Here is a 25,098-nt window from a genome sequence, read left to right as displayed (position 1 = left end):
CTCCGGGTCAGATCGACAGGCCGCGCTTGCGGCCGAGCGACCAGTCGATGCCGCCGCCGGTCGCGACGGTGCCAGAGACGGTCTGGCCGAGATGCTTTTCGAGCTGGGGCTTCCAGGGGACGAGCTCGAACCCCATGCCGTCATCGATCATGGCGAAGCGGCCGGAGGCGAGATCTAGGCGCTGGCGATACGTGCCAGCCACGGTCTCGCCGTCACCGGACTTGCGGAAGGACAGACCGGTGTCGTCGGCGATCTTGCTTGCAGCTTGATCGAGATCGCGCCGGCGCAGTGTCTTCAGGAGATCGCGGTTGAAGGTGACGCGCTGACCTTGCCGCGTCGCCAGACCCTGTCCAACCAAATGCTCGGCCCGCTTCTCCAATGCGTCGCGGACCTCCGCGCCAAACCCGCTCTGCGCGAGCGGCGCGCTGGTCTTGGCAAGCGCCAACCGATCGACCCAGGTCGCGCCATCGGCGTTGACTTGTTTGGCGAGCGCAATGTCCGATCTCCCGACCAAAGCGAGGCGCCGCGCCCCACCATCCTTCCCGGCCCAGCTCCGCGTCTCGACGATCCCGCCGACCGGTGTGTCGCCCGTCAGATCGAGATCGCGGAAACGCAGGTGATGGAGACGGCCATCGACCCCGTCGATGATGGCGTAGGCCTCGCCGGAAAGTTCGTTGTGCAACCCGCGATCGACCAGCTTGCCGAGAACCAGTGTTTCCGGTTGCCCCTCGATCGCAAAGTCAGTTTGTGCGCGGGACTGTCCACCCATCGCCCGATGCATCGTCTTGATGATGTCGCCGCGCACGGCCATTTCGCGCAGCGTGTCTTCCATCCCTGGCTTCAACTGCCAGACGGAGGGTACGAGTTTGTCTGCAAGCCCAAACCGTTCCAACGCCTGCGCACGGCCGATCATTCGGCGCTTGAGCTCTTTGTCGTCGAGATCAGGCGCGCCGGGCCGCAGGTCGGCCACACCGAGCGTATCGTGGGCATAGGACCGCAGCGCCCGATCCAGACCGGTCCAGCGCTCGGCCTTCACTTCGGCATCGAGCCCGGTCGCGATCTCCTTCTCACTGCGGGGACCGAGCTCCAACTTCACAAGCTCTTCAGCGCGGCCCCGCAGACCGCGGCTGATGTAATGGCGAGAGATGACGAGGTCTTTCCCATCATCGGCTTTGCCGCGCACCAGCACGTGGACATGCGGATTGTCGGTGTTCCAATGATCGACTGCGACCCAATCGAGCTCGGTGCCGAGATCGCGTTCGGCCTGGGCCATCAGGTCGCGGGTGAAGGCGCGCAAGTCTTCCATCTGACCGGCGTCTTCCGGCGAGATGATGAAGCGGAAATGATGCCGGTCGTCTTCGGCGCTGGCGGCGAAGGCGCGGTCGTTGGCTCGGTCGTGCTCCTTGTCGAACGTGGCCGCATCTCGGCCGTCCTTGGTGACACCCTCGCGCTTCAGATAGTCGAGATGCCTGGCGAGCGGGGCTGACCGAAACTTCTGGCCACGATGTCTGACGATCCGCGCGTTCACGACTACGCGGCGCTGCGTCCGCGCAAGCCCGCGAGACACTCTGACGAAGCGCCCGCGTCCGAAGGTCGATCGACCGGCGCGACCGCCGCTCGTTCTGAAGTTGTTACCGGTATGTCCCGCCTTCTTCGCGGCACGCATGACCTGCCCGACGAAGCTCTTCGCGCGCCTGGCCGACGGACCCTTGTCGCGGATGCGCCCGGGCTTGATGCGGATGTCATTGTCGCGTCCGCTCATGCCGAAACCTCACGAAAGGATGGCGTGGGACGGAAAAAGATGAATGAAATCAGGTTTATAAGTGCGCCTGTGGCACTGCGGTCAAGTGCACAGCACGCAAAAACGTCAACAACAACAATGCCGTAGCGCCCATGTGCGCCGGCCCTTTTATCTTGCCCTCCCGTCGTTGATATCGGCTGCAATTCTCCGCCTGCCGAATTCCATACGAGACAGCACGACAGAACGGGGCGGAGCCAGATCAGTGCGCTCATCGCTCTGGCTCCCCGGTTCTGGAGACGAAAAGCGGGTTCGATTGGCTGTTCTGTGAACCTGACTGCGCCGGTTCTTCTGCGGTCTGAACATCGATTGATGTGCGGCCTGGTTCGGTTCTGCGTTGCGTTTCACGCGAAGCTGTGACGGGCGCAAAGAGCGGGGCAGCTTGCCATCGGTCGGCAGAAACGGTGCGCACCGGCTGCAACGGCGCTGCATCCGAAAAGCTAAGCTCCTGCGAAAGGACGGCAACGTAACGACGGGTCTCACGCGGCAATTTCCGCCCCGTGTGAAGGTGCTCGGCATACCGTCCGGGGCCAGCATTGTAGGCCGCGAGAAACCCCGGCGCACCAAATTGGTCGTACATCTGGCGCAGATAGGCCGTGCCCGCGAGGATGTTATCGCGGCGGTCGAACGGGTCCGATCCGAAGCCATGTTCGGCACGCAGTTCCGCCCAGGTGCCGGGCATGATCTGCATGAGGCCCATCGCACCGGCGCTGCTGACGGCGCGCGCATTGCCCGCGCTTTCGGCTTGCATGACGGCGCGTATCCAGCGCTCGGGGATGCGGAAGCGTTGCGCCGCTTCGGCAACGTAAGCGTCGACATCGGACGTCGGCGCGGCGATTTCTGCGGAGTGCGAGACCGTATCTTGTGCGTCAGCGGCGGGCGGATTGGCGCAACCGGAAAGTGTGATCAGGATCGCGGAAGAGGCGACAAGACGACGGCCGGAAGGGAGAAGAAAGGCCATCGCGTCAGCCCTCACGCGTCCAGATCGGCACAGTGCGGCCGATGATCGTGTCGCGCGGCAACGGTCCGAAATAGCGCCCGTCTAGGCTCGCCTCGGTGTCGGGATTGAGGAAGAAGACCTGATCGTTGGTGAGCCGTTGGCAGCCCTGCCAGACCGGCAGCGGGCGGGCGAAACGGTCGCGCTCTCTTGCAGTCGCGACGGTCTCTCCGTCGATGCTGATGGTTACGCCAGTACGGCAGACACGCTGTCCGGGAATTGCCGCGACGTGCTTGATGAGCGGGACATCGGCGCCGAGATAGCCGTGTTCCAAAAGCCAGTCGCCGAGCGGCGATGGCGGTTCGAGCACGACGAGATCGCCGACATTCGGCGTGTCGAGTGGCTGCACGGCGTAGAAGCCGATGGGGACGCTCGCCGACGCGTTCCAGACGAGGATCGGGTTGGCGTGGATGATCGCAGAGAATGCGATGAGGGCGATACCGGCGCTGCCGATGAGGAGCGAAGGGCGCGCACGTTTCATGCCGCCAGTGCCCGTCTTTTGAGCCAGGCGTCATGCCGGAAGTGCGTGTACGGACGAGGTTCGAGATTGCAGCCGAGGCGGTTATGAACATGCCGCCAATGGTCCGGGCAGACGTCTTCCGGCGCGATCTTCTCCGCCTCGATCTGGTCGATGCAGAGTAGGACCGCTTCGACCTTGGGCCAGCCGGAAAGCCGCAACAGAGACACCCCGCCGGGCGTCACGAACGGGACCGTCGAAAATCGCTCGCCGGGGCTGACGGCTTGCAGGATATCGATCCGGCTCTCGACCGTGCCGTAGTCGTTCGCAGCCCAGCGGACGAAGGCGAAGATGCCGCCGGGATCGACACCGACCACGCGGACCGACCGGCTTCTGATCGTCCCCTGAACGACTCGGCCGAAGCGTAGCCAGCGCTCGATGCGGCCTTCGATCCACGTCAGTTCGATGAAAGTGCGCGCGCTCATGAACGCTTCTCGCCGCTATAGGCGGGCGAGATCGCCGCATGGCGTTTGGCCGGAAGGACAGTGTCGCCCGTGTCGTCGGAGGTCGAGCGTTTCTCGCCGCGGCTGACCCAGGATTGCAAATCCTCGACCGCGTAAACGACACGGCCGCCGATCTTGGAATACTTCGGACCGGTGCCGTAGGTGCGGTGTTTCTCCAGCGTCCGGCCGGACAGGCTGAGAAAGCGGGCGGCTTCAGGGGTTCTGAGATAGCGCGGCGGCAGGCCGGCATTGGGATCGGGCATGGGGGGCTCCTCTGGTCATCGCGGGTCCGTCGCGGGATGCGAGAGACGGCTCGCGGCCAGAGAAGCGGAAAAGAGCGCCCGGGAGGGATGACGAAGATTTTGGCGAAAAATCGTTACCCCTGAAAAAATGCAGATAAGCGTAAGTTCAGTCGGTATTTTTCAGAATGGAATGTCGTCTTAGGATTGCGAACGGCTGCTCTCGATCCGTTCGATAAAGGCCAGAGAAGAGAGTACGCAGTCGATCAGAAACTGTGCCTCGGAGACCGAAAGCAGGTCATTGTCGTGCGCGAAGGATCGCTTGTTGCGCGCGTCGTTGAGACTTTCGAACAGCTTATGTTGTACACGGAGCGTCGGCAGCGCGAACTCTGTGACCTCTCCTGCATCGCGGAGAAGCTTTCCATATGCGCCGAAAATCGCGTGAAGCGGCGTCTTTGGGTCTACCGGCTGGCCACGTTCAGAGAGCAGATGACGGAAGCGTTTCACGCAATAGGTATGCACACGATCAAGCGCGACGTCGGGCTTCTCGGCAACCAGATCGTTTGCAATAGCGGCGCGTAGCTTCGGCAGCGTCGTGTCGCGCGAGAAGTCGGTCAGCGCATCTTCGAGCTTCATCGTCGACGCGGCTTCGAGCTCGTCTGCGAAGCGTTTAAGCCAGTCTGCGAGGCGCGCTTCTTCGTCTGCATCGTCCTCACGGTAGTCGGCCTCGCTGCATCGATAGTCCCAAAGCGCCCGCATGACGCTGGCCACAAAGCGCGGTTCCGCGACCTCGACAAATCCGCGCAGCGTCTTTCCTTTGCTCTGGCCTTCGATCTGGAATCGCTCTTGGAAGATATTCAGATCGAACGTCTCCTCGAACCATTCGGCCATCGTCCGGTCCGAAAAATCGAGCACATATCCGCCACCGCTGTGAAAAATCTGATCGAAAACAGTTCGAGATTTCGTAGGCAAGCGGCGCGTGCGACCGAGAATGCGCGGAGGGCTGACTGAAGGTTTAGACTCGATCGACATGATTGTAGAATATCAGTCGGAGAACCTGCCGCAATCATTTGGCATCACTTCGTTTTTCCGCGCAGAAGCTGTTTGAAACCCGTTTCCGTCAGATGTCTGCCGTAGTTTGCAAGACGCGCGATCTGCGCTTTCAGCGCGCTCGTCTTCCAAGGTTCGTCGGCGACCCTCCGAGCGCCGAAATAGCTGGTCGCGATGTCTCGCAGCTTCGCGCCGGATTGACGCGCATCGTCCGTGCGCAGCGCATGACCGATGCGTTTTCGCCGTTGCAGGCTGAACAGAGCGCGCGGTGTCTGACCACGCCAGACGCGCCTAAGGCGCTCCGCGGTGGCGATGCTAATCGACCAGTCGGGCGACCACGGGACGATGAAAGCGCGCGGCCGTTCTGTGGTCAATTTATCGTCGGAAACGACGATCAATCCGGAACGAATGCGGGTCCAATAGCGGCCACGGGTGCCGCGCCTTGCTTCCACGATCACATGATTAAAAGCCGTTGGCTCTGCGTCGCGGAGTGTCCCGGCCGTCATCAAAGAGGTCACGGCTGGTGCAATAGAAGGTCGCCAGTAGAGTTTCGCGTCCGTCGCCTTGAGCTCAGGATCGACCGGGAAATCGTAACCCCCAAGCGGCCGCCTCGTTCTCGGTCATGTTCGGAAACGCGGCACGGTAGTCGGTATTGCGCCTGAGGCATTCCCACGCCAGGCCGGACGCATCGAGTGTTTCGATGTAATCGTAATCGCTTTCTTCTCGCCAGTTCGAAGGCATATCCGCTCTCCTACTGTTAAGCTCTCAGCGTCATGCGCCTAAGACTCACTAATGTGCTCGCGCTAAACGGGAATTTGTAGACAGACGAAGGGCATATAGCGATGCGAATAGAGCATCGCCGCAATGCAGGCGACTCGCGGTCTCAGGCCTTCCGGAGGAGTTCGCGATAGCCTTGCTGGGCGATCCAATGCGCTCGCCTAAGGTGGCTTTCATGCACCTGCTGGGCACGCTTTGGCTCTTGAGAAGCATCAATTCCAAAGAGGTGAAGGACAATTTCGGAAAGCGTGGCCCCATCGGCTTCTGCATCGAGAAGACGTGCATATAGCTTCAATTGAGCTTGATCATACTCGGTCAGGCTGTCGCTTTCAGGCGGCGATTCAGCAAGTTCGGAACTTTGTTGGTTACCCATATATTCCCCCAGCGGACGACGTTGCGCCCACATGACTATTGCCCCAGTTTATGGGGTCCGCGCAACTGTCACTCGGTTTATGACACCGTTTTGAAGCATCAATCCTGATCGATAGATCAAGATTCCGCGTATTATAGTACGTCGCACTAAAATACGCGATACGTCTTTTGTCGTCGGATGGATATTCGGCAGACTTTTGGAAACAATCTCAAGCACTACAGAACCTTAGCTGATATGAGTCAGGCCGCGTTGGCTGTGAAGATGGGCGTGGATCGCGCTCATGTGAGCTCGATGGAGCGCGGGCAGCAGAACGTCACGATCATCACGCTTTGGCACGCCGCGCTCGCGCTGGATGTGCGGCCGCATCTCTTGTTGAAGGAAGACGCGCCAGACGGGACCTAATCTATGGACGGCGGCCTACACATATGTCGGCTGTGCGGACTTTGCTGCCGTTCGTGCAATGTGCGCTTTGGCGAAATCCCAAACGATCTTTAACTCACCGGAAAGAGCTTGCTGAACTTCTCTGCTCCAATCCGTGAGAAAGTCACGACCCGTGTTTTCTGATCTCGTTTTGCCCAGGACAGCTCCTCAAAGCGGCTCAGAAACGCGCGCCCCAAGCTACCCGCCAGATGTGATCTGCGCTCACTCCAGTCGAGGCATTCCCGGCAAACCGGCGCGCGCGCCTTGCGCAAGCCGTCTACGTCGATCTCAAGTTCTGAGGCGAATGCGGCACCCGCCTCGGTCAGCTCCAGCTCCTCGGCATCCAATACTAAATGGCCCTGCGCCACCAGGCTGTCGAACATCTGCGTGCCCATGTCCCCCGCTAGATGGTTGTAGCAGACACGCGCTTGGCGCAGCTCTGCATCTCGCGGGCCTGTCCGCTTCCGTAAGTATCCCGACCCAGCCGCAAGCCCCATCAGACCTTCAAGGACGTGGGCCACCTCGTCACTGGCAAGCGCGAAATACTTGTGCCGTCCCTGTTTGCGGGGACGAAGCAAACCACCTTCATCGAGTTTCGACAGGTGGGAGCTCGCCGTCTGGATCGTTACCCCGGCTTCCTCAGCCAACTCGCTGACTGTCAGAGCTTTTCCGCTCATAAGCGCAGTCAGCATGTTGGCGCGGGCGGGATCGCCGATCAAAGCGGCGATATGGGCAATGTCTGGGCCTTCTCTCATAGTTCGACCTTAATCGAAGCATCCGCGAGAAGCAAACGTCTAGGATCGGGAAAATTACTCGAAGGATTTCGTCATGCTGACCTGTATCATCCGCTACCACATCGACCCGACAAAGAAGGCCCAGTTCGAGGAATATTCCCGTAATTGGGGGCAGGCAATCCCGCGCTGCGGCGCTGATCTGATTGGCTACTATGCCCCGCACGAGGGTTCATCGACGCTTGCCTATGGCATCTACAACGTGGCGAGCCTGGCCGACTACGAAGCCTATCGCACCCGTCTCGCCGCTGACCCACTCGGCCGCGAGAACTACGAGTTTGCCCAAAAGGAGAAGTTTCTGCTCCGGGAAGACCGAACCTGGCTCAAGCTCGCCTCTGCACCGCACGGAGACAGCGCATGATCGCTGTGATCTTCGAAGTTGAACCCGCAGAGGGCCGCAAGGACGATTATCTCGACATCGCTGCCGAGATGCGCCCGATGCTCGATGGGATCGACGGCTTCATTTCCGTGGAGCGGTTCCAGAGCCTCACCGATCCACGCAAAATCCTGTCCCTGTCGTTCTTCGAGGATGAAGACGCGATAGCACGTTGGCGCAACCTCAACGCCCATCGTGGCGCGCAGGCGAAAGGACGGAGTGGTGTGTTCGATGACTACCGGCTCCGGATCGCCAGCGTGATCCGGGACTACGGCATGTTCGACCGCGCACAGGCTCCGGCTGACAGCCAGAAGGCGCATCCGGCATGAAGTCGGCCAACTTACGGACCGAGCTGCCTTTGCTGGCCCTTCTGGCGTTGCTCTGGGGGTCGTCCTACCTCTTCATCAAGGTCGCCGTCGCCGAGATTCCCCCGGTCACGCTGATCGCGCTCCGCGTTCTCGGCGCGACCATTTTTTTGCTGCTCGTGATGGGCGCACGATCAGAAAGGCTGCCGCGCGACGCGCGCGCTTGGCGGATGCTTCTGGTGCAATCCTTGCTCAACAGCATCGGCGCCTGGACTGTTCTTGCCTGGGGGCAGCAATACGTCGAGTCAGGCCTCGCCAGCGTTCTGAACTCGACCTCCCCGATCTTCGTCTTTCTCATCACCGCGCTCGTGACGCGGCACGAAGCGCTCAACGGGCGCAAGCTGGCCGGTGCGGTTCTTGGTTTCATGGGTGTTGCGCTGATCGTCGGCGTGGATGTCCTGCGCGGTCTTGGTGATCAGGTCGCCGGGCAAATCGCCTGTCTGGTTGGCGCTGCGCTTTATGCAGGTGCGGCGATCTACGGCAAACGGTTCGGCCATATCACCGCCGTTGCCACGGCCACAGGCACGATGATCTGGGCGTCGGTCGTTCTCGCGCCTTTTGCGCTCTTTCTGGATCGTCCGTGGACGCTGGCTCCAAGCCTGACGGCTATGGCCGCAACGGCGATCTTGTCGATCCTTTGCACCGGGGTTGCGCTCCTGATCTACTTCCGGCTGGTGCGCACACTCGGGTCCATGGGTGTTGCGAGCCAAAGCTATCTGCGGGCAGGCATCGGCGTCATCCTCGGCATCGTGTTCCTGGGCGAGACATTCACTCTGCCGGTCGCGGCAGGCCTCTGTGCGGCGATAGCGGGGGTCGCGCTGATTAACTGGCCAGCAAAAGGAAAAACCGGGCATTCGCTGCGGTCCGACGAGTGATCAGGTCGGGCTCGAAGCCGACCTCCGCTGCATCAATTTCTGCAATGCGGAAAAGAGTCAGGCCCCGCCCGGTCTGCCGGGCGGGGCTGCGATCGCGGTGCTCAGTCGCCGTTCTTGCGACGTGCCCGGGACCAGATGAGGCTGAAGGTCTCTTCGCCGCCTTCGACGACGGTGTCATCGAAGAGGTTGGCGTAGATCGGCTGGGTGAAGCTCGGATCGTCCAGCTTGAGGCTCAGATAGTCGCGCTGCTCGTTGGAGGTCTTGGACCAGGCGGCGCCGATTTCGGCCCGACCGACGAAGACCCGGTGGGAGGGGGCGTTCTCGCCGGAGGTGCTGTCCTCGGGCACGATGCGGACGTTCTGCGCCTGCACGTTGAGGGTGACGATTTCTCCGACGTATTCGTTGCCGGTCTTATTGAAGGTTCCGATGGTGGCCATGTCATTTCTCCTTTGGCTTTCGATCCCGCGCCCGTCGCGGTCTCGATGGCGATCGTCAGGACCGGGACGATCCGCCGACGCAGCCCTTGGCCCGCAGCGCCAGCGTAAGACGCCGGGGGCGGTCTTTCTTGGACCCGTCAAGGGTCGTCCCGCGAGGAATGGGCAAAGCCCAGGGGAAGAAAGTCCGAACCCGGCGTTGCGGCTGAGGCGGTCGAGGCGTCAGCCGATCCCGGTCAGGTCAGCCCAATGAGAGGCCGTGACGGACGCGGGTGACGAGGGCATGGAACGAGAAATGACCGCCACCCTCGGACCGGGCAATCCATCGGCAATGTCGATCGGAGAAAGACAGGCTCTGGCGTGCAGAACGGCGCAGAGCATGTTCATCGCCAAGCTCTCCCGGCGATGCGAGAATGTTCCCTCCCACTGAGGCTTGGCGGTGCTCGATATGCGCTGTGCTCGGTCGGGCCGCTCGAACGAGATCAGACGCGCTCAGCCGAACACCCATATCCGAGCTTCAACGTGCCTCGCTCTATACCGTGATGCTGCGTGGTCTTCGGCGGCGTGCTTTCAGCGATCGTTCGCGAACGAACTCGCCTGCATGGCGTCTGTGTGCTGCCCATCATCCTCGCCGATGGGAGCGGCGAGGCTTGCGATCCGCACCCAGGCGGTGCCTGCGGTGACGATCCCGCCGATAATCGCGAAGGCCAGTGTCCAGCCTTCGGAAGCGTCACCGATCTGCGACAAGCCTTTGATCGCGGAGAAACCGGCGACGCCCGCTGGGGTAGCGAAGAGCGCGCCGATGGCGAGGCGGATCGGGACGGACTGGACCTTGGCGAAAACGATCTGACCGATGAGATAGGTGAAGACGGCGGCGAACATGCCGGCGACCAATGCTGCGATCACGCCCGCTTCGGTGTCGTAGACATACATGCCGACGCTCACCCCGACGAATGCGGGTAGCGCGTAGACGGCCAATGCGAACAGGACCCAGACGAGGAAGCCGAGGCCGATGACACTCAGGAAGGCTGATACGAACATGGGCGGTCTCCTCTCAAGGGCTGCGCCTCCACCACCGCCACGGCGCTGGCCAAGTATAGCATATCGGCGATGTTCACGGAATATACCCGTGCAGCACATCGCGATGCGATAGGCGCATCACGGGTCATGACGACTCGCCTTTCGAGATGCGGAAATCGTAGAGCGGGATGCCGAGCACCTTGGCCTTGTCGGCGAGATTGTCGGTGATGCCGGAGCCCGGAAAGACGAGCAGCCCGATCGGCAGCGTCTCCAGGAGTAGATCGTTGCGCTTGAACGGCGCGGCCTTGCCGTGGCGCGTCCAGTCGGGCTTGAAGACGATCTGTTGGCATTTGCGATTGTCGGCCCAGCAGGCCGCGATGCGTTCTGCACCCTTGGGCGACCCGCCATGCAGGAGCACCATGTCGTCATGCTTGGCGCGAACCTTGTCGAGGGCGGCCCAGATGGCTCCGGTGTCATTAACATCCTGTCCGCCGGTGAAGGCGATCTTGGTGCCGGTTGGGATGAGTGGTTCGAGTTCGGTCTTGCGCTTCGCATCGAGATAGTCACGACTGTCGATCATCGCGGCGGTCATGTGCCTGCGGTTGACGTGGCTGCCGGAACGAGGATGCCAGGTCTGGCCGAGATGCGCTTCGAAATGCTCGGCGGCGAGATCGCGCATGCTTTCATAGGCGTTGCGCTGTTCGGTGAGCGTCAGCCCTTCGGCGATCAGGCGTTCCAGTTCGACCGAGCGGACTTCTGACCCGTCCTGGCTGCGCTGCGCGCGCCGCTGCGCCTGTTCGTTGTCGTCGAGCTTGCGGTCGATGCGGGTCGCCATGCGGTGAAAGACATTGGTGGTCGACCAGAGCAGGTCTTCGAGGTCGGGTTCGAGCCGCGTGTCGCCGAGGGCGACGACCAAGGCGTCGAAGATGTCCGCGATCGCGCCTTCGACGGTGCTGGCGTCTGGCAGTGCCCGTGGATCGGGCTCGTCGGCGAAGGGTCGATGTCCGAAGAGCTGCAATTCGTCGAGGACGAGCGCTGTGGCGGATAGCGTGTCGGGTTCGTGCTGGGTCATGGGCGTTGTGTCTCCTTGTCGCTGATCGCGCCTCGCGCGGCCTTCATGGGCGACGGAAAGCGGCACGCGACCGGGCCTGCACCGACGCAATTCCACACGAAGTGGTACTTCGCGGGGACCCCGTAGCTGCGTCGGCCGGAGCGTCAGCGGAGGATGGCGGAGGCGATGCCGTTTTGGATCGCGATGCAAAGCCGGGCTTGCCCGGCGGCGGAAAACGGTGTCGCCGCAGCCATTGCCGGACCGGGCGCGTTCCGCTCCGGCTCGCCCCTCTCGGGAAGGCCGTCGGGCGCGGCTCTACGGCGTGAGGTTCATTTCACCTGTCCAGCTGACGAGACCGGTTCTCTGCTTCAGCCGGCCTCGACCGCGAGCAAGGTCGGAACATCGACCGGCAAGAGCTGGGGACGCAATTGGTTGCGCATCTCGTCGATGCCGCAGTTCCGGAGATCGCCGTTGAAGTCGTCCAGCATCGCCCGCAACGGCAGAAGGTGAAGTTCCCGGTCCGTGAAGCGATCAGTCAATGCGTCAAAGGCCGCTTGGCCAGCCTCGTCACTGTCGATGGCGACATAGAGCCGACGGAGATCTGCGGGCGGATCGAACGCCGCAAGATGGTTGCCAGACAGCGCCGCAGCAATCGGCAGACCGGCAAGTGCAAGCCTCAGCGAGAGCATCGTTTCCAAGCCTTCACCAACAGCGAGAATGTCGGTCGGTGATCCGACGCTGACAGCATGGCCAAGCAGATTGCCCATCGCCTTGCGGTTGGGATTGAGCGTAGCCTTGTCCGCCGTCTGTGGATCGAGCCAGGTCCGATGCACGCCAGTCAGTGTTCCGGCAATGTCGGTTACCTTTGCCAGCAATGCCGGCCAGGCTTCGGGTGGGTCGTCGGCGTCTGCGTCTTCTCGCCAATAGTAGCAGTTCGGATGGAACCGAAGGGCGCTCACGCTTTGAAGGTCTTTCAGATCGCGTGAACAGAGATAGCGCTCCGCCAACGTCCCCGCGATAGGTTGGCCCATGGCCCAAAGGCGTCGTGCCGCCTTAGGTGATCCACGCGCTACCGGCGTCTGCAGCTGTCTTGCGGGCGGTTCGGGACGTGGCAGGCTGAGAAAGCGACGCGCCTCGTCGAGCGTGTCACGCAGCGTCGAGAGATTGAGATTGGCCGCGATGAGGTCGAGCAGATCGCCATGCTCGCCCGTGGCGGCGTCGGTCCATTTGCCCGCCGCACCCTTGCCGCGGGTCGGCCCGGTGAGTCGGACATAGAGGCTGCGGCCGGGAGTGTTGTCGACATCGCCGACGACCCAGTAATGTCCGTGCTTTCGTCCATTGGAGAGGTACTGGCGGCACACGGCCTCGGTCTCGCGACTGAGCTTCTGGGATAGGTTTGCGGCGGGGCTGTCCATGTCGGTCTCCTGAAAAATGCGCAGAAAAAAGGGCCTGCCGCGTCCGACAGGCCCCAGCGTGAGGGAGTTGGGGGAACGTCTCCCTCGGTTGGTGGTCGCCAACTGCTCGAATGTGGGCGAAGGCGGCGGCGACAGACCCATCTTCGCCGATGAGGCGATGTTGGGCGATGGACCGTCAGCCGCCGCGAGCCTGCCTTTGCACTACGCCCGTGCGAGGTTCGGCCTCAGCCGCGAACGGATCGACGATCTTGTGGATGGGCTGCGCGCGCTGCATCCACGGTTCGGGCCGGATGCAGCGCACCCAGTCGGCGAAGCTCGGGATGAAGCCGAGGTCCTCGATCACGTGCTGCTCGCCGATCTGCCGGACGGGCACCTCGCGGCCGGTCGAGACTGTGATGACGGTTCCGAAGATGCGTTCGAGCATGAAGATGCCCTCGGCGTGGTGCCGCAGCGCCCGGTGCCGAAAATCGGCAGTGATGCACTTGGACTCGTCGAACCAGTTATGCAGGGCGATGTAATCCTCTGCCGTGCCGCCGAACTTGCGCGCTGAGGAAAGCGCGTGGTGATAGCAATGTCCCATCTCCGCCTCCCTCAGAATGTGTGCTCGAAGAATTCGGTGTCTTCGAAGCGCATGTTGAATTCGAGGGTGATGGTCGCGGCGGCGACGTTGAAGACGAACTCGCCATAGGCCCCGGCATTGTTCTCCCAGCCGCCATGGGTCTGCCCGAGCAGCTCGTAGACCATGTGCTCTATGGCTTCGCCAAGGGGCATGGTCTTCTCGGTCGGTTCGGTCTCGCGCCAGCCGAGCGTGAGCAGCGCGACTGAGCCGTCGGGAAGCGCGATCTCACTGCCATCGGCTTCGGCATGGACGCTTTCGATGCTGCCGCTGTCGCCATAGCCGTCGAACTCGACGGTCACATTGGCGATGCTGGCCTCTGCGAGAAGCGCGAAGATCGCCGCCTTGTTCTTGGGGCGGATGATTTCGAGCAATGCGTTGCGCGCGCGCTGCTCCGCCTCCCATTTGGCGAAGTCGAAAGTCGGGGTGGGTGCGGCAGGTGCCGTCTGTTCGGTTGTATCTGTCATCGGACATCTCCTTGAAACGAAGAAGGCCCGGCGCGAGGGCCGGGCCTTTGAGGGGGTTTGATGGGTTTGCGGACTTATTCCGCGGCCTGAAGCGCAGCCTCGTCGTCCTCGACCGCCGCTTCGTCGGGTGCGACATCGCCGTCATCGACGATCTCGAACTCCGGCTCGTCGGGCTCTTCCGCGAGCGGGGCCGTGCGCAGCGGTTGCGGGAGCCAGCCCGTGCCCGCCAGCAGTTCCTCCGCGGCTTCGACCATGTCGGGCTTCTTGAACCCGGCGATGCGGTCGGCGTCCTTGTCGCCCTTCGCCTCGCGCACCGCGGCGAGGATCTGCGCCTTGGTCACGCGGCCGAGATAGCTGTCCGCCGTCGGCGTCCAGCCCGCCTTCACCATGTCCAGGCCCAGCGTCGATGCGAGGATATCTGCATGCGCGATCTGGCGCGGCTTGCGATGATGCGGTTCCTGCACCGCGTTGACGGTCATCGCCACGCAATGGGCGAAGAGCGCGTCGTGGCTGTCGCTGTCCCATTCGGTCAGCGCGTCCCACAGCTTTTCCGGCTGTTTCGGCAGGTTGCCTGCCCAGGTCTCGATGCCGAGATCGATCGACTGGACATAGCGGGCGTCGCCGAGGTTCGGCGCCTGCGATCCGAATTGGGTGGAGCGCGGGCTGATCTCGATGCAGCTGTCTTGACCGTAATGGTAGAAGAGTTGCAGCACCATCGCGTGCAGGCAGGCGAGCATCGCCAGTTGCGGATCATTGGCCAACGCGTTGCGCAGCGCCATCGTGCGGTGGACGGTCAGATCGCAGACAAGACGATCCGACAGCGGCTTGGTGCCGTCATCGTCCTCTTCCTCATCCAGATCGGTGGCCTGGCCAATGCCATCTACGGCTTCATCATCCGTGTTCGGATGGACTTCATCGCCTTCGGAACCGTCATCGCACTCAATAGCGGGTTCGTCCTGGGGCCGGACATAGCCGCGCTCGACGCGCAGACGACCAGAGCCGTCGATACTGACGAAGGCGCCCGCGATGGCGTAGTCCTCCGGCTCGAACCGGATCGGACGATTCTGGAGAGCTTCCATGGCCGTCTCGATCTCGCCGAGCCGTTCGTCGACCTCTTCGGGAAGCTCGTCTGCTTCGGCATACTCCTCTTCGAGTTTGTCATATTCGGCCTTGAGTGCGGCGTAGGTCGCGTCTTCCTCATCGCTCATCCGCTCGGCTTCGCCGCGAATGCGCCGCAGGTCGTAGGTGTGGCCGTAGGGAAAATCGGTCGCGACCTCGATCCAGTGCCAGCCTTCGGCGCGAATGGATTCGGCTTCTTCGTTCAGTTTCTCGGTGACCATGGTCTCAAGCAGGGCGGCATCCTGTAGCCAGCCGCCATCGTCGGTTTGGAAAAGGTCGCGCAGCACCTCGCCACCCGCTTCGACGTAATTGTCGACCCCGACGAATTGCGCCCGCCGGTCGGAGGCGCGCACGGCCCCTTCGGTCAGCATGCGGCGGATCTCATAGGGCTGCTTCGAATAGTGTTGCTTGAGCGCGTCCCAGACCTGTTCCTGGCGCTCGTGGTCGGGATTGACCGTGAAGGCCATGAGCTGATCGAGGGTCATCTGCTCTTCGGCATAGGCGTCGAGCAGTGTCGCCGAGACGGCGGCCAGCTTGAGGCGCTGCTTGACGACGCCCACGGAGACGAAGAAGGCCGCGGCGATCTCCTCCTCGGACTTGCCCTTCTCGCGCATCGCCTGGAAGGCGCGAAACTGGTCGAGCGGATGGAGCGGTGCGCGCTGGATGTTCTCGGCCAGACTGTCCTCTTCGGCGAGGCCATCGGTGCGCACGATGCAGGGCACGGCCGCGGTCTTGTTGAGGCGGCGGTGCTTCACGAGCAGTTCGAGCGCGCGGTAGCGGCGCCCGCCCGCCGGAATCTCGAACATGCCGGTTTCCGCGCCATCATCATCGAGAACAGGGCGGACCGTGATCGACGACAGGAGCGTGCGCCGGGCGATGTCCTCGGCGAGCTCCTCGATCGACACGCCGGCCTTGACCTTCCGGACGTTGGACTGGCTGAGCAGCAGCTTGTTGAAGGGGATGTCGCGCGAGGCGCTGAGGGTGATTTTCTTGGACTTCGTCATGGGTTTTCTCCGCGACGGGCGATCCAGAGACACTCTCTCGACCTCCAAACCCGTCACGAAAACCACGGCCCACCTCTTCCTCTCCGGAAGCGATGGACCGTGGATGGACGGCTGGGGCTTAAGCAGAACCGCATGCCTAGGCGGCGGCCTCTAGCAGCTTCTTGGCGCGGGTTTCCATGGCGAGCCGCGCGTCCTGCTGCGGCTTCGTTCGCGCGACGGCGGTGATGCCCTGAACGAAGTCGAAGACGCTCTCCGGCGGGCGGCCTTCCTCGGCAAGGACGGTCTCGACGATCTTGCCGGTCTCCGCCTTCGAGAAGCCGCGCTTGCGCAGGAAGTCGGTGCGGTCCTCATCGCTGCGCGCGACGATCCTTTCGCGTGCGGATCGAATGCCCTGGATGAAGGGCTGCGGCGAGGAGTCGGCAAAGTTGGCGAGCGCCGGGGCCGCTTCGTGCGCGAACCGGTTGGCCGCGTATTTCGAGTGCCGGATCGTGATCTCCTGGAAGTCTTCGACGCCCCAGAGATTGCGGTTCTGGCAGACGGCGCGTAGATAGAAGCTCGCAATGCCGAGCGTTTTTGCGCCGACCTCGGAGTTCCAGCAATAGAAGCCCCGGAAGAAGAGATCGGGCGAGCCGTCGGGCAGCGTGCCCGCCTCGATCGGATTCCTGTCGTCGACCAGGAACAGGAAAACATCGCGGTCCGAGGCGTAAAGCGTGGTCGTGTCTTTGGTGACATCGACCATCGGGTTGTAGATGCCCGTCGACCAGTCGAGCACGCCTGGCACTTTCCAGCGTGTGTCGCCGACGCCGTCACCTGCAATGCGCTGCACGGCGGAGACGAGTTCGTGGTCATAGATGCGGCCATAGTCCGGGCCGGTGACGGCGCGCAATTCCGTTCGCCCGTTCGCTACCTCCATCGTCTTCACCTGCTCGGCGCGGTGGTTGGTGAGACCGTATTGCAGGTTGATGCCGGCGAGTGGCGCCGGGAGCTGGCGCAGATAGGCGGCAGGTGCACCGACAAGGCTCGCGAGTTGTCCGAAGCTCCAATGAGTCGGCGCGACGGGTGCGTCGGCGTCCGGCAGGACGAGCGCGAGCTTCTCGGGATCGTCGCGGTGCGCTTCGACGCGGATCGCAGCGCTATCGACTGTGCGCGTCCGGCTCCGCTCGGTGCGGCGTCTGACCGAAGCGTAGAGGTCCGAGAGGGAGAGATACTTCTCGTCGTCGGGCCGGGAAAACCATTCGGACGAGACTCGCCCGTCATGCCTGCCGCGGGACATATCCACCTTGTAGCCGCCGCTCTCGGGGCGGCCGTTCATGATCTCTATTGCTGTCATGGCTATTCTCCACGACGGGCGGTCCGAGAGCCTCTCTCTCGACCTCCAAACCCGTCACGGCGACAGCCGCAGGCCTCTCACTCTGATCCCTTCGCAGGACCTGGTGGTGTCGATCGAAATCGGCGCTACACACCCCGGGTCAGGGATGAACGCCCGTCAGGGGGAAGACCCGCCGGGGCTTCCGCTTCGCCGACAGCCCGACCCGCAGGGAGACGCCCCTTTGTTTCCTCAGATGATACGAAACCTCCAACAACGGCACCCAGAGTGGGAGGAAAGGTATCATTCGTGGTTTCGCAGAATCATAATGCGATCTCCGCGTCTGGCGCGCACTTAAGACTATGAATTTCAGCTTTAGATTGTTGGCACTTGCCCCGCTGGTTCCGGGGCGTCACCGCCGTCGGCAGCAGCAGACCTCTAGTTTTGTCAGACCTTACACAACACTCGGCATGGTCTGTCCGGGGCGTGTAGACAGATTTCGGACAAGAGTGCCTCTGGCCGCTCACCGGGCAATAATCTTGCCAAGGGGCCAAAATTCCACTATCAGTCATATTTGATGGTTAAATTATGTTTGGGCGTCAGATATGGCGGTTAAAGTGAACTCAGTAAGCGCACGTCGAGCCTTGGAGGCTCTGGGCGCAAATATAAAGACGGCGCGTTTGAAACGGCGCATCTCCGTGAAAGGCTTCGCGGAGCGAATTGGTGTGTCCGAAAGCACTGTGGCCCGGCTCGAGAAAGGCGATGATGGTGTGAGCATCGGTACGCTCGCCATGGCGTGCCTCGTCCTGGGCGAGATCGACCGCATCTCGGACTTCCTGGATGCAGGCACAGATGACACCGGATTGCTGCTCGACCGGGAAAGCCTCCCCAAGCGGATCGATCGCAAGCGCACACCGAAGTCTTCGAGCAAAAGCCAGGACAACGCTACTCCGATAGACGATGGCGATGACGAAGAAGGGGTCGGTTTCTGATGCCCGAGGCCATCGTCGCGCTTGGCGAAGGAAAACGGATCGTGGGACGCCTGCGCTTCGAAAGCGATGGGCGGCGCCAGCATTCGCAGTTCGAATACGATGACGCCTGGCTCGCCGTCGAGGATCGCTTTGCGCTGTCACCGGGATTGCCGCTGCGCGAGGGAAGCCATTTTTCATCCGGGAAGGACGACAAGCGCTCGGCCTTGCCGGGATGCTTTGCCGATGCAGCGCCCGATTCCTGGGGACGTGCGCTGATGACCAAGGCGCTTGGCGGCGGCCTCAGCGAGTTCGACTATCTCGTCCTGTCAGACGATCGCACCCGGCAAGGCGCATTGCGGTTCCTGGGCGAAGACATGGAGCCGCTCTCCGATCTCACACCGCCCATTCCCCGACTGGTCGAGCTGGAACGCTTGCGCACGCTCGCGCAGCGTTTCGAACGGGATCCGGGTGGGGCCGAAGAGGAGGCGCGCGATCTTGCCGGTGTCGCTGGTTCTCTGGGTGGTGCGCGCCCGAAGGCCAACGTCGAAGGCGACGGACATCTCTGGATCGCCAAGTTCACCTCCGCACAGGACACCAAACCGGTCGAGCGCGCCGAAGTGGCGACGCTGAAACTGGCGCGCATGTGCGGGCTGCGCGTGGCCGATGCCCGGCTTGAGCTGCGTGACAGCGACAGTCCCATTGCGCTGATCCGCCGGTTCGACCGCCGCGGCGACGCGCGTATTCCCTATATCTCAGCGCGCACCGCACTGGACTGGCAAAGCGAGGAAGGCGGTTACTACACAGACATCGCCGAGGTGATCCGCCAGATTTCGAGCAAGCCGGTCGAGGATCTGCATGAACTCTGGCGACGGATCGTCTTCACCATCCTGGTGTCAAACAAGGACGATCATCTGAAGAACCACGGGTTCATCTATGCCGGGAATGACCGGTGGCGCCTGTCACCGGCGTTCGACATCAACCCGTCCCCCTCCCGGCACCGCGTTCTCGAAACTGGTATCATCCAGGGCGGGTCGTTCGATGCGTCGCTCGAGATTGCGTTGGAAGCGTGCGAGTTCTTCGACATCAAAATAGAGGAAGGTCAACGACTTGCGCACGAAATGGCAGAAATCATTACCGGTCGATGGAAGGCAGCTTTCCGAGAGGAAGGAACATCTTCTGAAGATGTTCGTGGTTATGCCAACGCCTTCGAACATGCAGAGACACAGGAGGCTTTGAATTTTGGATCATAATACCGACGACGGAGACGAGTAGACTTGCCGATCTCCTTCTCTCCCATTCACGAAGACGGCTGCTGGCACGGATCGACCTGGACAGTCGATGACGAGGATGCCTTAGCGGAAATGATTGCGCGCGTGGCGCTCGGTCAATCGCGGGCGGTTGAGCGCATCCTGTCGGCGACGGATGCATTGCCCGCTGATTACCCCACCGGGGGCTTCGCCGGTGCCATGGCACTGCTCACCGTTGAGGAAGGTGCGGACCCGTATCACAGGGATGGATGGGTCTTTCAGGTCATCTCGTGGATCGCAGCTCATCGCCAAGATGGAGAGGCACATATTCGAGCACCGCAGATGATCAAGGCTGATAAGGGATTGGACGGTCTAATGATCCAGTTCAACGACGGCGACGTCGCGCGCGTGGTGATCTGCGAAGAAAAAGCGACCGAAAATGCCCGGCAGAAAATCAGTGGGTCCGTTTGGCCTGAGTTCGCGAATTTCGAAACAGGTGCCCGTGACAATGAACTCGTCGCGACCGTGACATCGCTCTTGGAGCGATCGCGTGACACGGAGGCGGACAAGATTGTTGCCGACATTCTCTGGAATGATACGCGCGCATTCAGGGTCGCGGTGACGGTGAATGAGACCCATGCCAGCGAGGCTGGGCGCAAGCGGCTATTTAAAGGCTTCGAGGGCATTGTTTCCGGAGAAGTCATGCGCAGACGTGCAGAGACTTTGCTGCTCGGTGATATTCGCGCGTGGATCGCCTCAATCGCGTCGAAAGCGGCTGACATCGTAGCGGACGCAGAGGAGCAGGCCGATGTATGATCCAGATACAGCTGCGCTCATCAGGTCGGCACCGAACCTCCCCGAACTGGATCTAGAGAGCTTGCCCGATGAGCTATCGCGAGCCTTTGCCGAAATCGCTTCGGCGCGGGTGCTTCTCCGACAAGGAGTCGACGATCCAGAAGGCCTGACCGAAACAATCGACTTCGCGAAACGGCTCGCGCAAGCCTATGAAGCTTTGGTGTCGCTGGATCCGGACCGGGAGAACAGAGCGGCGGCTGGCTTCGTGGCTGCGACGGCATATCAACTCGTGTATCAGGCGTCCGCTCTGGGCGGAGGGACTCGACCTCCCGCCAATCTCAGCGTCAATGGCATCAGTCCAGACATCTCGGCAATGCTTCTATTTCTCGTCGCGGAGGCGTCGGCCGACGCGTCCGAAGTGGCTCGGACAATACAGCGCCCACGGGACTCGCGGCTTCAATCTGAGTTGATCCTCCACTTGATCTGGTTGGCACGCGGGCAAGTCGGACAGATCACCGATCGTAAACGTCTCCGGATGTCGGCGGTTGTGACCGGTTCAGGGGCCGAGCGCGCAAATGCGGCGCTGTATTACCGGCTACTACGCGGCGTGCGCGCTTTGGCCTTCACGCTCCAAGGCCGCCGGATTACAGGTATGGCTGATCCTATTGCAGTCTTCACGGAGGTAAAGGCGCTAGCGTCACCGAGAAGCGAAGATGACATAGACGAGTTAAGCCACGGTGCTTTTGTGGTCTTCCCTGGGCCTCTTCATTTGGCGAGTCTCTTGATCGCGGCGGGTTCAGCGCTGATGGAGGGGGCCGTCGTCAATTTGCCGCCACCGAACGGCGTACCGGCGGCTCGTTGGCGATCCGCCATGAAAAGCGTTGCCAAGACGCGGCCTTATCTATGGCGCAATCACAAAGAGGCGGCAGCACGAGGATACCTTGAGATTGGAACATCATCGGCAATTGGGTTCCCGACGGGAGCCGGCAAATCGACGACGGCGCAGCTCAAGATCCACTCGGTGTTGCTTTCGGGCCGCAAGGCGGTGTTCCTCGCGCCGACGCATGCGCTGGTCGATCAGACGGCGCGAGACCTACGCGAGGCATTTCCGACGGCCAGCGTCCAGGGTGAGCGTGTCGATGAGTTCGGATTTGCGAGCGGCGAGGATGAGCTACCAGATGTCATGGTGATGACGCCCGAGGCCTGTTTGTTGCTGAGCCATATGGAACCGGAAAGATTTGAGGATGTAGGGCTCCTCATCTTCGACGAATGCCACCTCATCCACCCGGACGATGGAGCTGATCGGCGCGCGATAGACGGCATGCTTTGTATCTTGGGGTTTGTGCGGGTCGCGCCTCAGGCTGATCTCGTCCTTCTATCTGCCATGATGAAGAACACAGATGAAATTAGTGCTTGGCTAGCAGACCTGACCGGGCGCGATGCGCTTGCGTTGGATAATGCATGGAAACCAACCCGCCAGCTGCGCGGTTGCGTCGTCTATGACATCGCACGCATCCGAAATTTGGAGAAGCAACTCCGCGAGGGACGTCGGAAGAAGCCAAGTGGAGGAGCGCCCGTTGCCTTGCAACGACAGATGACCGCACTTCCGAGCGGTTTCTTTAGCGTGAAGCAGACCTGGGTGTCGCAGGCGCGCAGCGACTATGCGCTCGTTCCTTTTTTCCCCGATCCACTGCCGCTATCCGTAAACAAAGGGTGGGGTTTAACCCCGAATTCTGGCGTGGTCGCCGCTTCGATAGCCGCTGCCGCGGCCAAAGCCGGGATCCGTACACTGGTGTTCTCGCAATCCATCCCTAACGCCGTGTCGATTGCCGACAAAGCTGGGAAAGCGTTGGGAGCGTGCAATGTTGAACTAACGGAGGCCGAGCGGCGCCTTGTCGATATTGCGGCGGACGAATTTGGCGATGCAGAACAACTTTACTTAGAACTCAAGGACGGAAACCTCGCGGCTCTTGCGACCACCCATCATGGGCAACTGCTGCCGGAAGAGCGCCAACTGGCGGAATCGCTGTACAAGCGCAAAGGCGGAATATCGGTGCTCGCGGCCACGCCAACGCTCGGTCAAGGGATGAATCTGCCTGCGGAACTCGTCATCATTGCTGAAGATAGTCAGTACAACGCCGATGCCGGCCGCCGCGACATTCTGGACCCGGAAGATTTGCTGAACGCTGCAGGCCGCGCGGGGCGTGCCGGTGAGAGTGCGACCGGCATCGTGTTGGTGATCCCAGGAAAAGTCGTTGGTCTTGACGATAAGGAGAATAAGATCGGCTCTCGGTGGTCGCGCTTGCGGGACATCTTCGGTCAGTCGGACCAATGCTTGGTTCTTGATGACCCGTTTACGGCGTTGATGGATCGCATCCATGACAAAACGTCAGAGATTGGCGATCTCGAGAAATACGTGGTCGCGCGCCTCGCTGAGACCAGCGAAGGCGAAGATGGCGTCAAGGACGTACGCCTCGGCCTTGCCCGCAGTTTCGGAGCTTTCCGTAAAAAACAGGCCGCTGAAGAAGACTGGATTGCCAGTCGAACTGCCGCCGCTTTGGCGCTCTTGAGCGACGGCGACGATGAGTCTGCCGTGGACCGTCAGCCACTTCGCGATCTGGCTTCGATGGTTGGCATGCCAGAAGATGTTCTTGCAACACTTGCCAAAGATGTTGTCGGAAGCGGTCTGGCCGCAAACACGACCGTAGCGGATTGGTGTGCGTGGATGTTCGAATGGCTGGAATCGCATCCAAATGAGATGTTCAGGCTTCTAAGGATTGAGAGTATTGAATACCTGCTCGGCAAGGAATTCAAAGAACTCAGCAGAAGCGCGGATCGGGCGGCTTTCGCTGTTCCTCTGTTGCGATCCGCGCTTGGTGAATGGATGGGTGGTGCTGCACTTGTCAACGTTCAGAAGGTGCTTTCCCAAAAAGCGCGGGACATCAAACGCAGCACAAGTGCGCGGAAGTTTGTCATCCGTTTAGTTCCTGACCTCGCGCATGTGCTGGCAGTTCCGCATCAGATATTCCTCCGTCTTGTCAGTGCGGAGAAAGACGAACCGGTCGAAGCGAGCCCGGGTCTGACATATTTGAACCAGTGTATCCGACGTGGCTACAGTAGTGCTGAAATGGCTGCCTATGCTGTCCAGATGCGCTCGGCCAAATGGCCGAGGCGGGAGACCCATCGACGATTTGCGGACGTCGCGGTGCACCTTAAATCGGCTTCGGACGGGGAAACTGTATCCATGCTGGAGACTCGCGTCGAAGCAGCTTCTGACGCGGAACTTAACAATCGAGACTGGTCAGATCTTCTGTGATTTCATCCGGCAGATGCTCGCTAATGCAAAGCGGCACCATCTATTAGATCCCATTAGAAATCCTCTGAAGACACTGGATTTTTGGTCCTTCTCGCACGGAAGGAGCCGCTTTCGTTTGTGTTGTTTGTTGCGCTTGTGTCGTTTATAAGCTATATAGGGCTGGTGAAAGGAGATCAGCCATGAACCTCGCGGTCTTGAAGGAAGCCGAACTGGTCATGCCGACCGATAAGGAATCGGCGCTTGCGGCGGAGACGGGTCGTCAAATTGCGTCCATCATCAACGGCGCAGAAACCGTGCGTGCGCATTTTGGCTCAAAGGGTGCCGCAACCGTCGACTTGCCGGTTGCAGCGGTGCGGCTGCTCCTCGACATCCTTGAGCAGATGGCGCGCGGCAATGCAGTAACGCTTATGCCCGTTCATGCGGAGCTGACGACGCAGCAAGCGGCCGATTTGCTCAATGTTTCGCGGACCCATCTCGTGCAGCTTCTCGATGAAGAAAAGATCCCACACCGAAAGGTTGGCACGCACCGACGGGTTCGGGCCGAAGATGTTCTTACCTACCGCCGCGAGACAGAGCGGGCGCGTCGCAAGGCACTCGATGAACTGACCGAACTCGATGAAGAGCTTGGCCTTCAATAGCGCATGGACCGGTTCACTGCGTTACTGGACGCCAACGTCATCTATCCGGTCGGCCTGCGCGATTTGCTCCTACGCCTCGCTGATCGCAATCTCTACCGCGTTCGCTGGAGTGAGATCATCCACGACGAATGGACGAGAAATGTGCTGAAGGACCGACCTGACCTAACCGCCGATAAACTTCAACGAACCAGAGAGACCATGGATCGGCATTTCCCCGATGCGGTGGTTGTGGGGTTCGAGCCGCTGATTGATGGCTTGACGCTTCCCGATGCAGACGATCGGCACGTTCTTGCAGCAGCGATCAGGGGCCGAGCTGATGTCATCGTCACACAGAATTTGAAGGACTTCCCGCAGGAAGAGCTCGACCCCTACGAGATTGAAGCTCAGCATCCAGATGATTTCGCTTTCAGTTTGTTCGATCTTTACCCGGGCGCTGTTCTCGGAGCGGTTCGAGACCACAGGGCTGCGCTAAAGCGGCAACCCCGAAGCTCTGAGGAGCATATCGAAGCTTATGAAGGAATGGGCATGACCAAATTTGCTTCGGCAATCCAGGATTATTCGGATGTCTTATAGGTATATTGGTTTTGCGAGGACTGGTTTTCATCTGTCGATGATCGACACGTTCTTCTTACGATTTGCGTTTACCGCCTCGCAAATAAGAATCATTGCTCATGACTC

29 protein-coding genes are annotated in these 25,098 nt (G+C 61.1%); 10 read left to right on the top strand and 19 right to left on the bottom strand.

Annotated elements, in window-relative coordinates; translation table 11 throughout:
• Nucleotides 1–7: 7 nt before the first annotated feature.
• The 10 genes from RGUI_RS13295 to RGUI_RS13260 all read right to left on the bottom strand — a co-directional run bounded on the left by RGUI_RS13295 (nt 8) and on the right by RGUI_RS13260 (nt 6,227).
• Nucleotides 8–1,762 (bottom strand): DUF3363 domain-containing protein, encoded by a 1,755-nt coding sequence (locus RGUI_RS13295; RefSeq protein WP_081533688.1) that lies wholly within the window; start codon nt 1,760–1,762, stop codon nt 8–10.
• Nucleotides 1,759–2,013: a hypothetical protein gene (locus tag RGUI_RS21280; protein WP_156882967.1), complete on the bottom strand. Its 255-nt coding sequence runs from the start codon at nt 2,011–2,013 to the stop codon at nt 1,759–1,761. The genes RGUI_RS13295 and RGUI_RS21280 overlap by 4 nt, the downstream gene beginning before the upstream one ends.
• Complete coding sequence (locus tag RGUI_RS13290) at nt 2,010–2,759, bottom strand: lytic transglycosylase domain-containing protein (RefSeq protein WP_081533686.1); 750 nt, start codon at nt 2,757–2,759, stop codon at nt 2,010–2,012. The genes RGUI_RS21280 and RGUI_RS13290 overlap by 4 nt, the downstream gene beginning before the upstream one ends.
• A 4-nt stretch (nt 2,760–2,763) precedes the next feature.
• Complete coding sequence (locus RGUI_RS13285) at nt 2,764–3,276, bottom strand: S26 family signal peptidase (protein WP_081533684.1); 513 nt, start codon at nt 3,274–3,276, stop codon at nt 2,764–2,766.
• Nucleotides 3,273–3,737, bottom strand: a complete 465-nt coding sequence (locus RGUI_RS13280; protein WP_081533682.1) for a DUF2840 domain-containing protein — start codon at nt 3,735–3,737, stop codon at nt 3,273–3,275. Before RGUI_RS13280 ends, RGUI_RS13285 begins: the two co-directional genes overlap by 4 nt.
• The gene (locus RGUI_RS13275; RefSeq protein WP_081533681.1) at nt 3,734–4,018 is read right to left on the bottom strand and encodes an AlpA family transcriptional regulator; all 285 of its coding nucleotides are present in this window, start codon (nt 4,016–4,018) and stop codon (nt 3,734–3,736) included. The genes RGUI_RS13280 and RGUI_RS13275 overlap by 4 nt, the downstream gene beginning before the upstream one ends.
• A gap of 177 nt (nt 4,019–4,195) precedes the next feature.
• Nucleotides 4,196–5,026 carry a hypothetical protein gene (locus tag RGUI_RS13270; protein WP_156882966.1) on the bottom strand — a complete coding sequence of 277 codons (831 nt, stop codon included), beginning with the start codon at nt 5,024–5,026 and terminating at the stop codon, nt 4,196–4,198.
• Nucleotides 5,027–5,070: 44 nt separating this feature from the next.
• A complete protein-coding gene (locus RGUI_RS13265) occupies nt 5,071–5,562 on the bottom strand; it encodes a DUF2285 domain-containing protein (RefSeq protein WP_156882965.1) in 492 nt (163 codons plus the stop codon).
• A 52-nt stretch (nt 5,563–5,614) separates the two neighbouring features.
• Nucleotides 5,615–5,785 (bottom strand): transcriptional regulator domain-containing protein, encoded by a 171-nt coding sequence (locus RGUI_RS21275; RefSeq protein WP_156882964.1) that lies wholly within the window; start codon nt 5,783–5,785, stop codon nt 5,615–5,617.
• A 142-nt stretch (nt 5,786–5,927) separates the two neighbouring features.
• Nucleotides 5,928–6,227, bottom strand: coding sequence for a DNA -binding domain-containing protein (locus RGUI_RS13260; RefSeq protein ID WP_253798402.1), 300 nt, complete (start codon nt 6,225–6,227; stop codon nt 5,928–5,930).
• 144 nt (nt 6,228–6,371) lie between these two features.
• Between RGUI_RS13260 and RGUI_RS13255 the strand changes: the two genes are divergently transcribed.
• Nucleotides 6,372–6,596, top strand: a complete 225-nt coding sequence (locus tag RGUI_RS13255) for a helix-turn-helix domain-containing protein (protein WP_081533675.1) — start codon at nt 6,372–6,374, stop codon at nt 6,594–6,596.
• Nucleotides 6,597–6,685: 89 nt separating this feature from the next.
• On the opposite strand, the gene RGUI_RS13250 is transcribed toward RGUI_RS13255, so the two are convergent.
• Entirely contained in the window at nt 6,686–7,369 is a 684-nt protein-coding gene (locus RGUI_RS13250) for a helix-turn-helix transcriptional regulator (protein ID WP_081533673.1), read from the bottom strand.
• Between the two features lie 73 nt (nt 7,370–7,442).
• On the opposite strand from RGUI_RS13250, the gene RGUI_RS13245 reads away from it, so the two are divergent.
• The 3 genes from RGUI_RS13245 to RGUI_RS13235 are packed head-to-tail and all read left to right on the top strand — an operon-like array spanning nt 7,443 to nt 9,021.
• Nucleotides 7,443–7,766 carry an NIPSNAP family protein gene (locus RGUI_RS13245; protein WP_081533671.1) on the top strand — a complete coding sequence of 108 codons (324 nt, stop codon included), beginning with the start codon at nt 7,443–7,445 and terminating at the stop codon, nt 7,764–7,766.
• Nucleotides 7,763–8,110, top strand: coding sequence for an antibiotic biosynthesis monooxygenase (locus tag RGUI_RS13240; protein WP_081533669.1), 348 nt, complete (start codon nt 7,763–7,765; stop codon nt 8,108–8,110). The genes RGUI_RS13245 and RGUI_RS13240 overlap by 4 nt, the downstream gene beginning before the upstream one ends.
• A complete protein-coding gene (locus tag RGUI_RS13235) occupies nt 8,107–9,021 on the top strand; it encodes a DMT family transporter (protein ID WP_081533667.1) in 915 nt (304 codons plus the stop codon). Before RGUI_RS13240 ends, RGUI_RS13235 begins: the two co-directional genes overlap by 4 nt.
• Before the next feature lie 101 nt (nt 9,022–9,122).
• Here RGUI_RS13235 and RGUI_RS13230 read toward each other — a convergent pair whose 3' ends face one another.
• From RGUI_RS13230 to RGUI_RS13195, 8 genes are all read right to left on the bottom strand, one after another.
• The gene (locus RGUI_RS13230; protein WP_081533665.1) at nt 9,123–9,458 is read right to left on the bottom strand and encodes a DUF736 domain-containing protein; all 336 of its coding nucleotides are present in this window, start codon (nt 9,456–9,458) and stop codon (nt 9,123–9,125) included.
• Nucleotides 9,459–10,025: 567 nt separating this feature from the next.
• Nucleotides 10,026–10,496, bottom strand: coding sequence for a hypothetical protein (locus RGUI_RS13225; RefSeq protein WP_081533663.1), 471 nt, complete (start codon nt 10,494–10,496; stop codon nt 10,026–10,028).
• Nucleotides 10,497–10,620: 124 nt separating this feature from the next.
• The gene (locus tag RGUI_RS13220) at nt 10,621–11,547 is read right to left on the bottom strand and encodes a DUF2493 domain-containing protein (protein ID WP_081533661.1); all 927 of its coding nucleotides are present in this window, start codon (nt 11,545–11,547) and stop codon (nt 10,621–10,623) included.
• A 347-nt stretch (nt 11,548–11,894) separates the two neighbouring features.
• Nucleotides 11,895–12,941, bottom strand: coding sequence for a toprim domain-containing protein (locus tag RGUI_RS13215; protein ID WP_081533659.1), 1,047 nt, complete (start codon nt 12,939–12,941; stop codon nt 11,895–11,897).
• A 175-nt stretch (nt 12,942–13,116) separates the two neighbouring features.
• Nucleotides 13,117–13,521 carry a hypothetical protein gene (locus tag RGUI_RS13210; RefSeq protein ID WP_081533657.1) on the bottom strand — a complete coding sequence of 135 codons (405 nt, stop codon included), beginning with the start codon at nt 13,519–13,521 and terminating at the stop codon, nt 13,117–13,119.
• Nucleotides 13,522–13,532: 11 nt separating this feature from the next.
• The gene (locus RGUI_RS13205) at nt 13,533–14,024 is read right to left on the bottom strand and encodes a DUF6878 family protein (protein WP_081533655.1); all 492 of its coding nucleotides are present in this window, start codon (nt 14,022–14,024) and stop codon (nt 13,533–13,535) included.
• 74 nt (nt 14,025–14,098) lie between these two features.
• Complete coding sequence (locus RGUI_RS13200; protein ID WP_081533653.1) at nt 14,099–16,147, bottom strand: ParB/RepB/Spo0J family partition protein; 2,049 nt, start codon at nt 16,145–16,147, stop codon at nt 14,099–14,101.
• Nucleotides 16,148–16,283: 136 nt separating this feature from the next.
• The gene (locus RGUI_RS13195) at nt 16,284–17,477 is read right to left on the bottom strand and encodes a DUF932 domain-containing protein (protein WP_081533651.1); all 1,194 of its coding nucleotides are present in this window, start codon (nt 17,475–17,477) and stop codon (nt 16,284–16,286) included.
• Nucleotides 17,478–18,058: 581 nt separating this feature from the next.
• Here RGUI_RS13195 and RGUI_RS13190 point away from each other — a divergent pair.
• From RGUI_RS13190 to RGUI_RS13165, 6 genes are all read left to right on the top strand, one after another.
• Nucleotides 18,059–18,445: a helix-turn-helix domain-containing protein gene (locus tag RGUI_RS13190; RefSeq protein ID WP_081533649.1), complete on the top strand. Its 387-nt coding sequence runs from the start codon at nt 18,059–18,061 to the stop codon at nt 18,443–18,445.
• The gene (locus RGUI_RS13185) at nt 18,445–19,674 is read left to right on the top strand and encodes a type II toxin-antitoxin system HipA family toxin (protein WP_081533647.1); all 1,230 of its coding nucleotides are present in this window, start codon (nt 18,445–18,447) and stop codon (nt 19,672–19,674) included. The genes RGUI_RS13190 and RGUI_RS13185 overlap by 1 nt, the downstream gene beginning before the upstream one ends.
• A gap of 24 nt (nt 19,675–19,698) precedes the next feature.
• The gene (locus tag RGUI_RS13180) at nt 19,699–20,487 is read left to right on the top strand and encodes a hypothetical protein (protein WP_081533645.1); all 789 of its coding nucleotides are present in this window, start codon (nt 19,699–19,701) and stop codon (nt 20,485–20,487) included.
• Nucleotides 20,480–23,782 carry a DEAD/DEAH box helicase gene (locus tag RGUI_RS13175; RefSeq protein WP_081533643.1) on the top strand — a complete coding sequence of 1,101 codons (3,303 nt, stop codon included), beginning with the start codon at nt 20,480–20,482 and terminating at the stop codon, nt 23,780–23,782. The genes RGUI_RS13180 and RGUI_RS13175 overlap by 8 nt, the downstream gene beginning before the upstream one ends.
• Nucleotides 23,783–23,961: 179 nt before the next feature.
• Nucleotides 23,962–24,420: a helix-turn-helix domain-containing protein gene (locus tag RGUI_RS13170; protein WP_081533641.1), complete on the top strand. Its 459-nt coding sequence runs from the start codon at nt 23,962–23,964 to the stop codon at nt 24,418–24,420.
• Nucleotides 24,421–24,423: 3 nt separating this feature from the next.
• On the top strand, nt 24,424–24,993 hold the full coding sequence (locus RGUI_RS13165; RefSeq protein ID WP_081533639.1) for a PIN domain-containing protein: 570 nt from the start codon (nt 24,424–24,426) through the stop codon (nt 24,991–24,993).
• The last annotated feature ends 105 nt before the right edge of the window (nt 24,994–25,098 follow it).

This window comes from Rhodovulum sp. P5 (assembly GCF_002079305.1).
In the GTDB taxonomy this organism is placed as follows: Bacteria; Pseudomonadota; Alphaproteobacteria; order Rhodobacterales; family Rhodobacteraceae; genus Rhodovulum.
The sequence above is the reverse complement of the archived record's forward strand: the minus strand, read 5'-3'. Positions and strand labels throughout refer to the sequence as shown.

What these genes read in the sequence shown, in the direction of transcription:
- RGUI_RS21275 (WP_156882964.1), bottom strand. Translation starts at nt 5,785, where the DNA reads ATGCCTTCGAACTGGCGAGAAGAAAGCGATTACGATTACATCGAAACA.
- RGUI_RS13270 (WP_156882966.1), bottom strand. Translation starts at nt 5,026, where the DNA reads ATGTCGATCGAGTCTAAACCTTCAGTCAGCCCTCCGCGCATTCTCGGT.
- RGUI_RS13215 (WP_081533659.1), bottom strand. Translation starts at nt 12,941, where the DNA reads ATGGACAGCCCCGCCGCAAACCTATCCCAGAAGCTCAGTCGCGAGACC.
- RGUI_RS13175 (WP_081533643.1), top strand. Translation starts at nt 20,480, where the DNA reads ATGTATGATCCAGATACAGCTGCGCTCATCAGGTCGGCACCGAACCTC.
- RGUI_RS13205 (WP_081533655.1), bottom strand. Translation starts at nt 14,024, where the DNA reads ATGACAGATACAACCGAACAGACGGCACCTGCCGCACCCACCCCGACT.
- RGUI_RS13275 (WP_081533681.1), bottom strand. Translation starts at nt 4,018, where the DNA reads ATGCCCGATCCCAATGCCGGCCTGCCGCCGCGCTATCTCAGAACCCCT.
- RGUI_RS13255 (WP_081533675.1), top strand. Translation starts at nt 6,372, where the DNA reads ATGGATATTCGGCAGACTTTTGGAAACAATCTCAAGCACTACAGAACC.
- RGUI_RS13250 (WP_081533673.1), bottom strand. Translation starts at nt 7,369, where the DNA reads ATGAGAGAAGGCCCAGACATTGCCCATATCGCCGCTTTGATCGGCGAT.
- RGUI_RS13285 (WP_081533684.1), bottom strand. Translation starts at nt 3,276, where the DNA reads ATGAAACGTGCGCGCCCTTCGCTCCTCATCGGCAGCGCCGGTATCGCC.
- RGUI_RS13190 (WP_081533649.1), top strand. Translation starts at nt 18,059, where the DNA reads ATGGCGGTTAAAGTGAACTCAGTAAGCGCACGTCGAGCCTTGGAGGCT.
- RGUI_RS13200 (WP_081533653.1), bottom strand. Translation starts at nt 16,147, where the DNA reads ATGACGAAGTCCAAGAAAATCACCCTCAGCGCCTCGCGCGACATCCCC.
- RGUI_RS13280 (WP_081533682.1), bottom strand. Translation starts at nt 3,737, where the DNA reads ATGAGCGCGCGCACTTTCATCGAACTGACGTGGATCGAAGGCCGCATC.
- RGUI_RS13210 (WP_081533657.1), bottom strand. Translation starts at nt 13,521, where the DNA reads ATGGGACATTGCTATCACCACGCGCTTTCCTCAGCGCGCAAGTTCGGC.
- RGUI_RS13260 (WP_253798402.1), bottom strand. Translation starts at nt 6,227, where the DNA reads ATGTGGGCGCAACGTCGTCCGCTGGGGGAATATATGGGTAACCAACAA.
- RGUI_RS13165 (WP_081533639.1), top strand. Translation starts at nt 24,424, where the DNA reads ATGGACCGGTTCACTGCGTTACTGGACGCCAACGTCATCTATCCGGTC.
- RGUI_RS13230 (WP_081533665.1), bottom strand. Translation starts at nt 9,458, where the DNA reads ATGGCCACCATCGGAACCTTCAATAAGACCGGCAACGAATACGTCGGA.
- RGUI_RS13225 (WP_081533663.1), bottom strand. Translation starts at nt 10,496, where the DNA reads ATGTTCGTATCAGCCTTCCTGAGTGTCATCGGCCTCGGCTTCCTCGTC.
- RGUI_RS13235 (WP_081533667.1), top strand. Translation starts at nt 8,107, where the DNA reads ATGAAGTCGGCCAACTTACGGACCGAGCTGCCTTTGCTGGCCCTTCTG.
- RGUI_RS13240 (WP_081533669.1), top strand. Translation starts at nt 7,763, where the DNA reads ATGATCGCTGTGATCTTCGAAGTTGAACCCGCAGAGGGCCGCAAGGAC.
- RGUI_RS13195 (WP_081533651.1), bottom strand. Translation starts at nt 17,477, where the DNA reads ATGACAGCAATAGAGATCATGAACGGCCGCCCCGAGAGCGGCGGCTAC.
- RGUI_RS13245 (WP_081533671.1), top strand. Translation starts at nt 7,443, where the DNA reads ATGCTGACCTGTATCATCCGCTACCACATCGACCCGACAAAGAAGGCC.
- RGUI_RS13290 (WP_081533686.1), bottom strand. Translation starts at nt 2,759, where the DNA reads ATGGCCTTTCTTCTCCCTTCCGGCCGTCGTCTTGTCGCCTCTTCCGCG.
- RGUI_RS21280 (WP_156882967.1), bottom strand. Translation starts at nt 2,013, where the DNA reads ATGAGCGCACTGATCTGGCTCCGCCCCGTTCTGTCGTGCTGTCTCGTA.
- RGUI_RS13185 (WP_081533647.1), top strand. Translation starts at nt 18,445, where the DNA reads ATGCCCGAGGCCATCGTCGCGCTTGGCGAAGGAAAACGGATCGTGGGA.
- RGUI_RS13295 (WP_081533688.1), bottom strand. Translation starts at nt 1,762, where the DNA reads ATGAGCGGACGCGACAATGACATCCGCATCAAGCCCGGGCGCATCCGC.
- RGUI_RS13220 (WP_081533661.1), bottom strand. Translation starts at nt 11,547, where the DNA reads ATGACCCAGCACGAACCCGACACGCTATCCGCCACAGCGCTCGTCCTC.
- RGUI_RS13170 (WP_081533641.1), top strand. Translation starts at nt 23,962, where the DNA reads ATGAACCTCGCGGTCTTGAAGGAAGCCGAACTGGTCATGCCGACCGAT.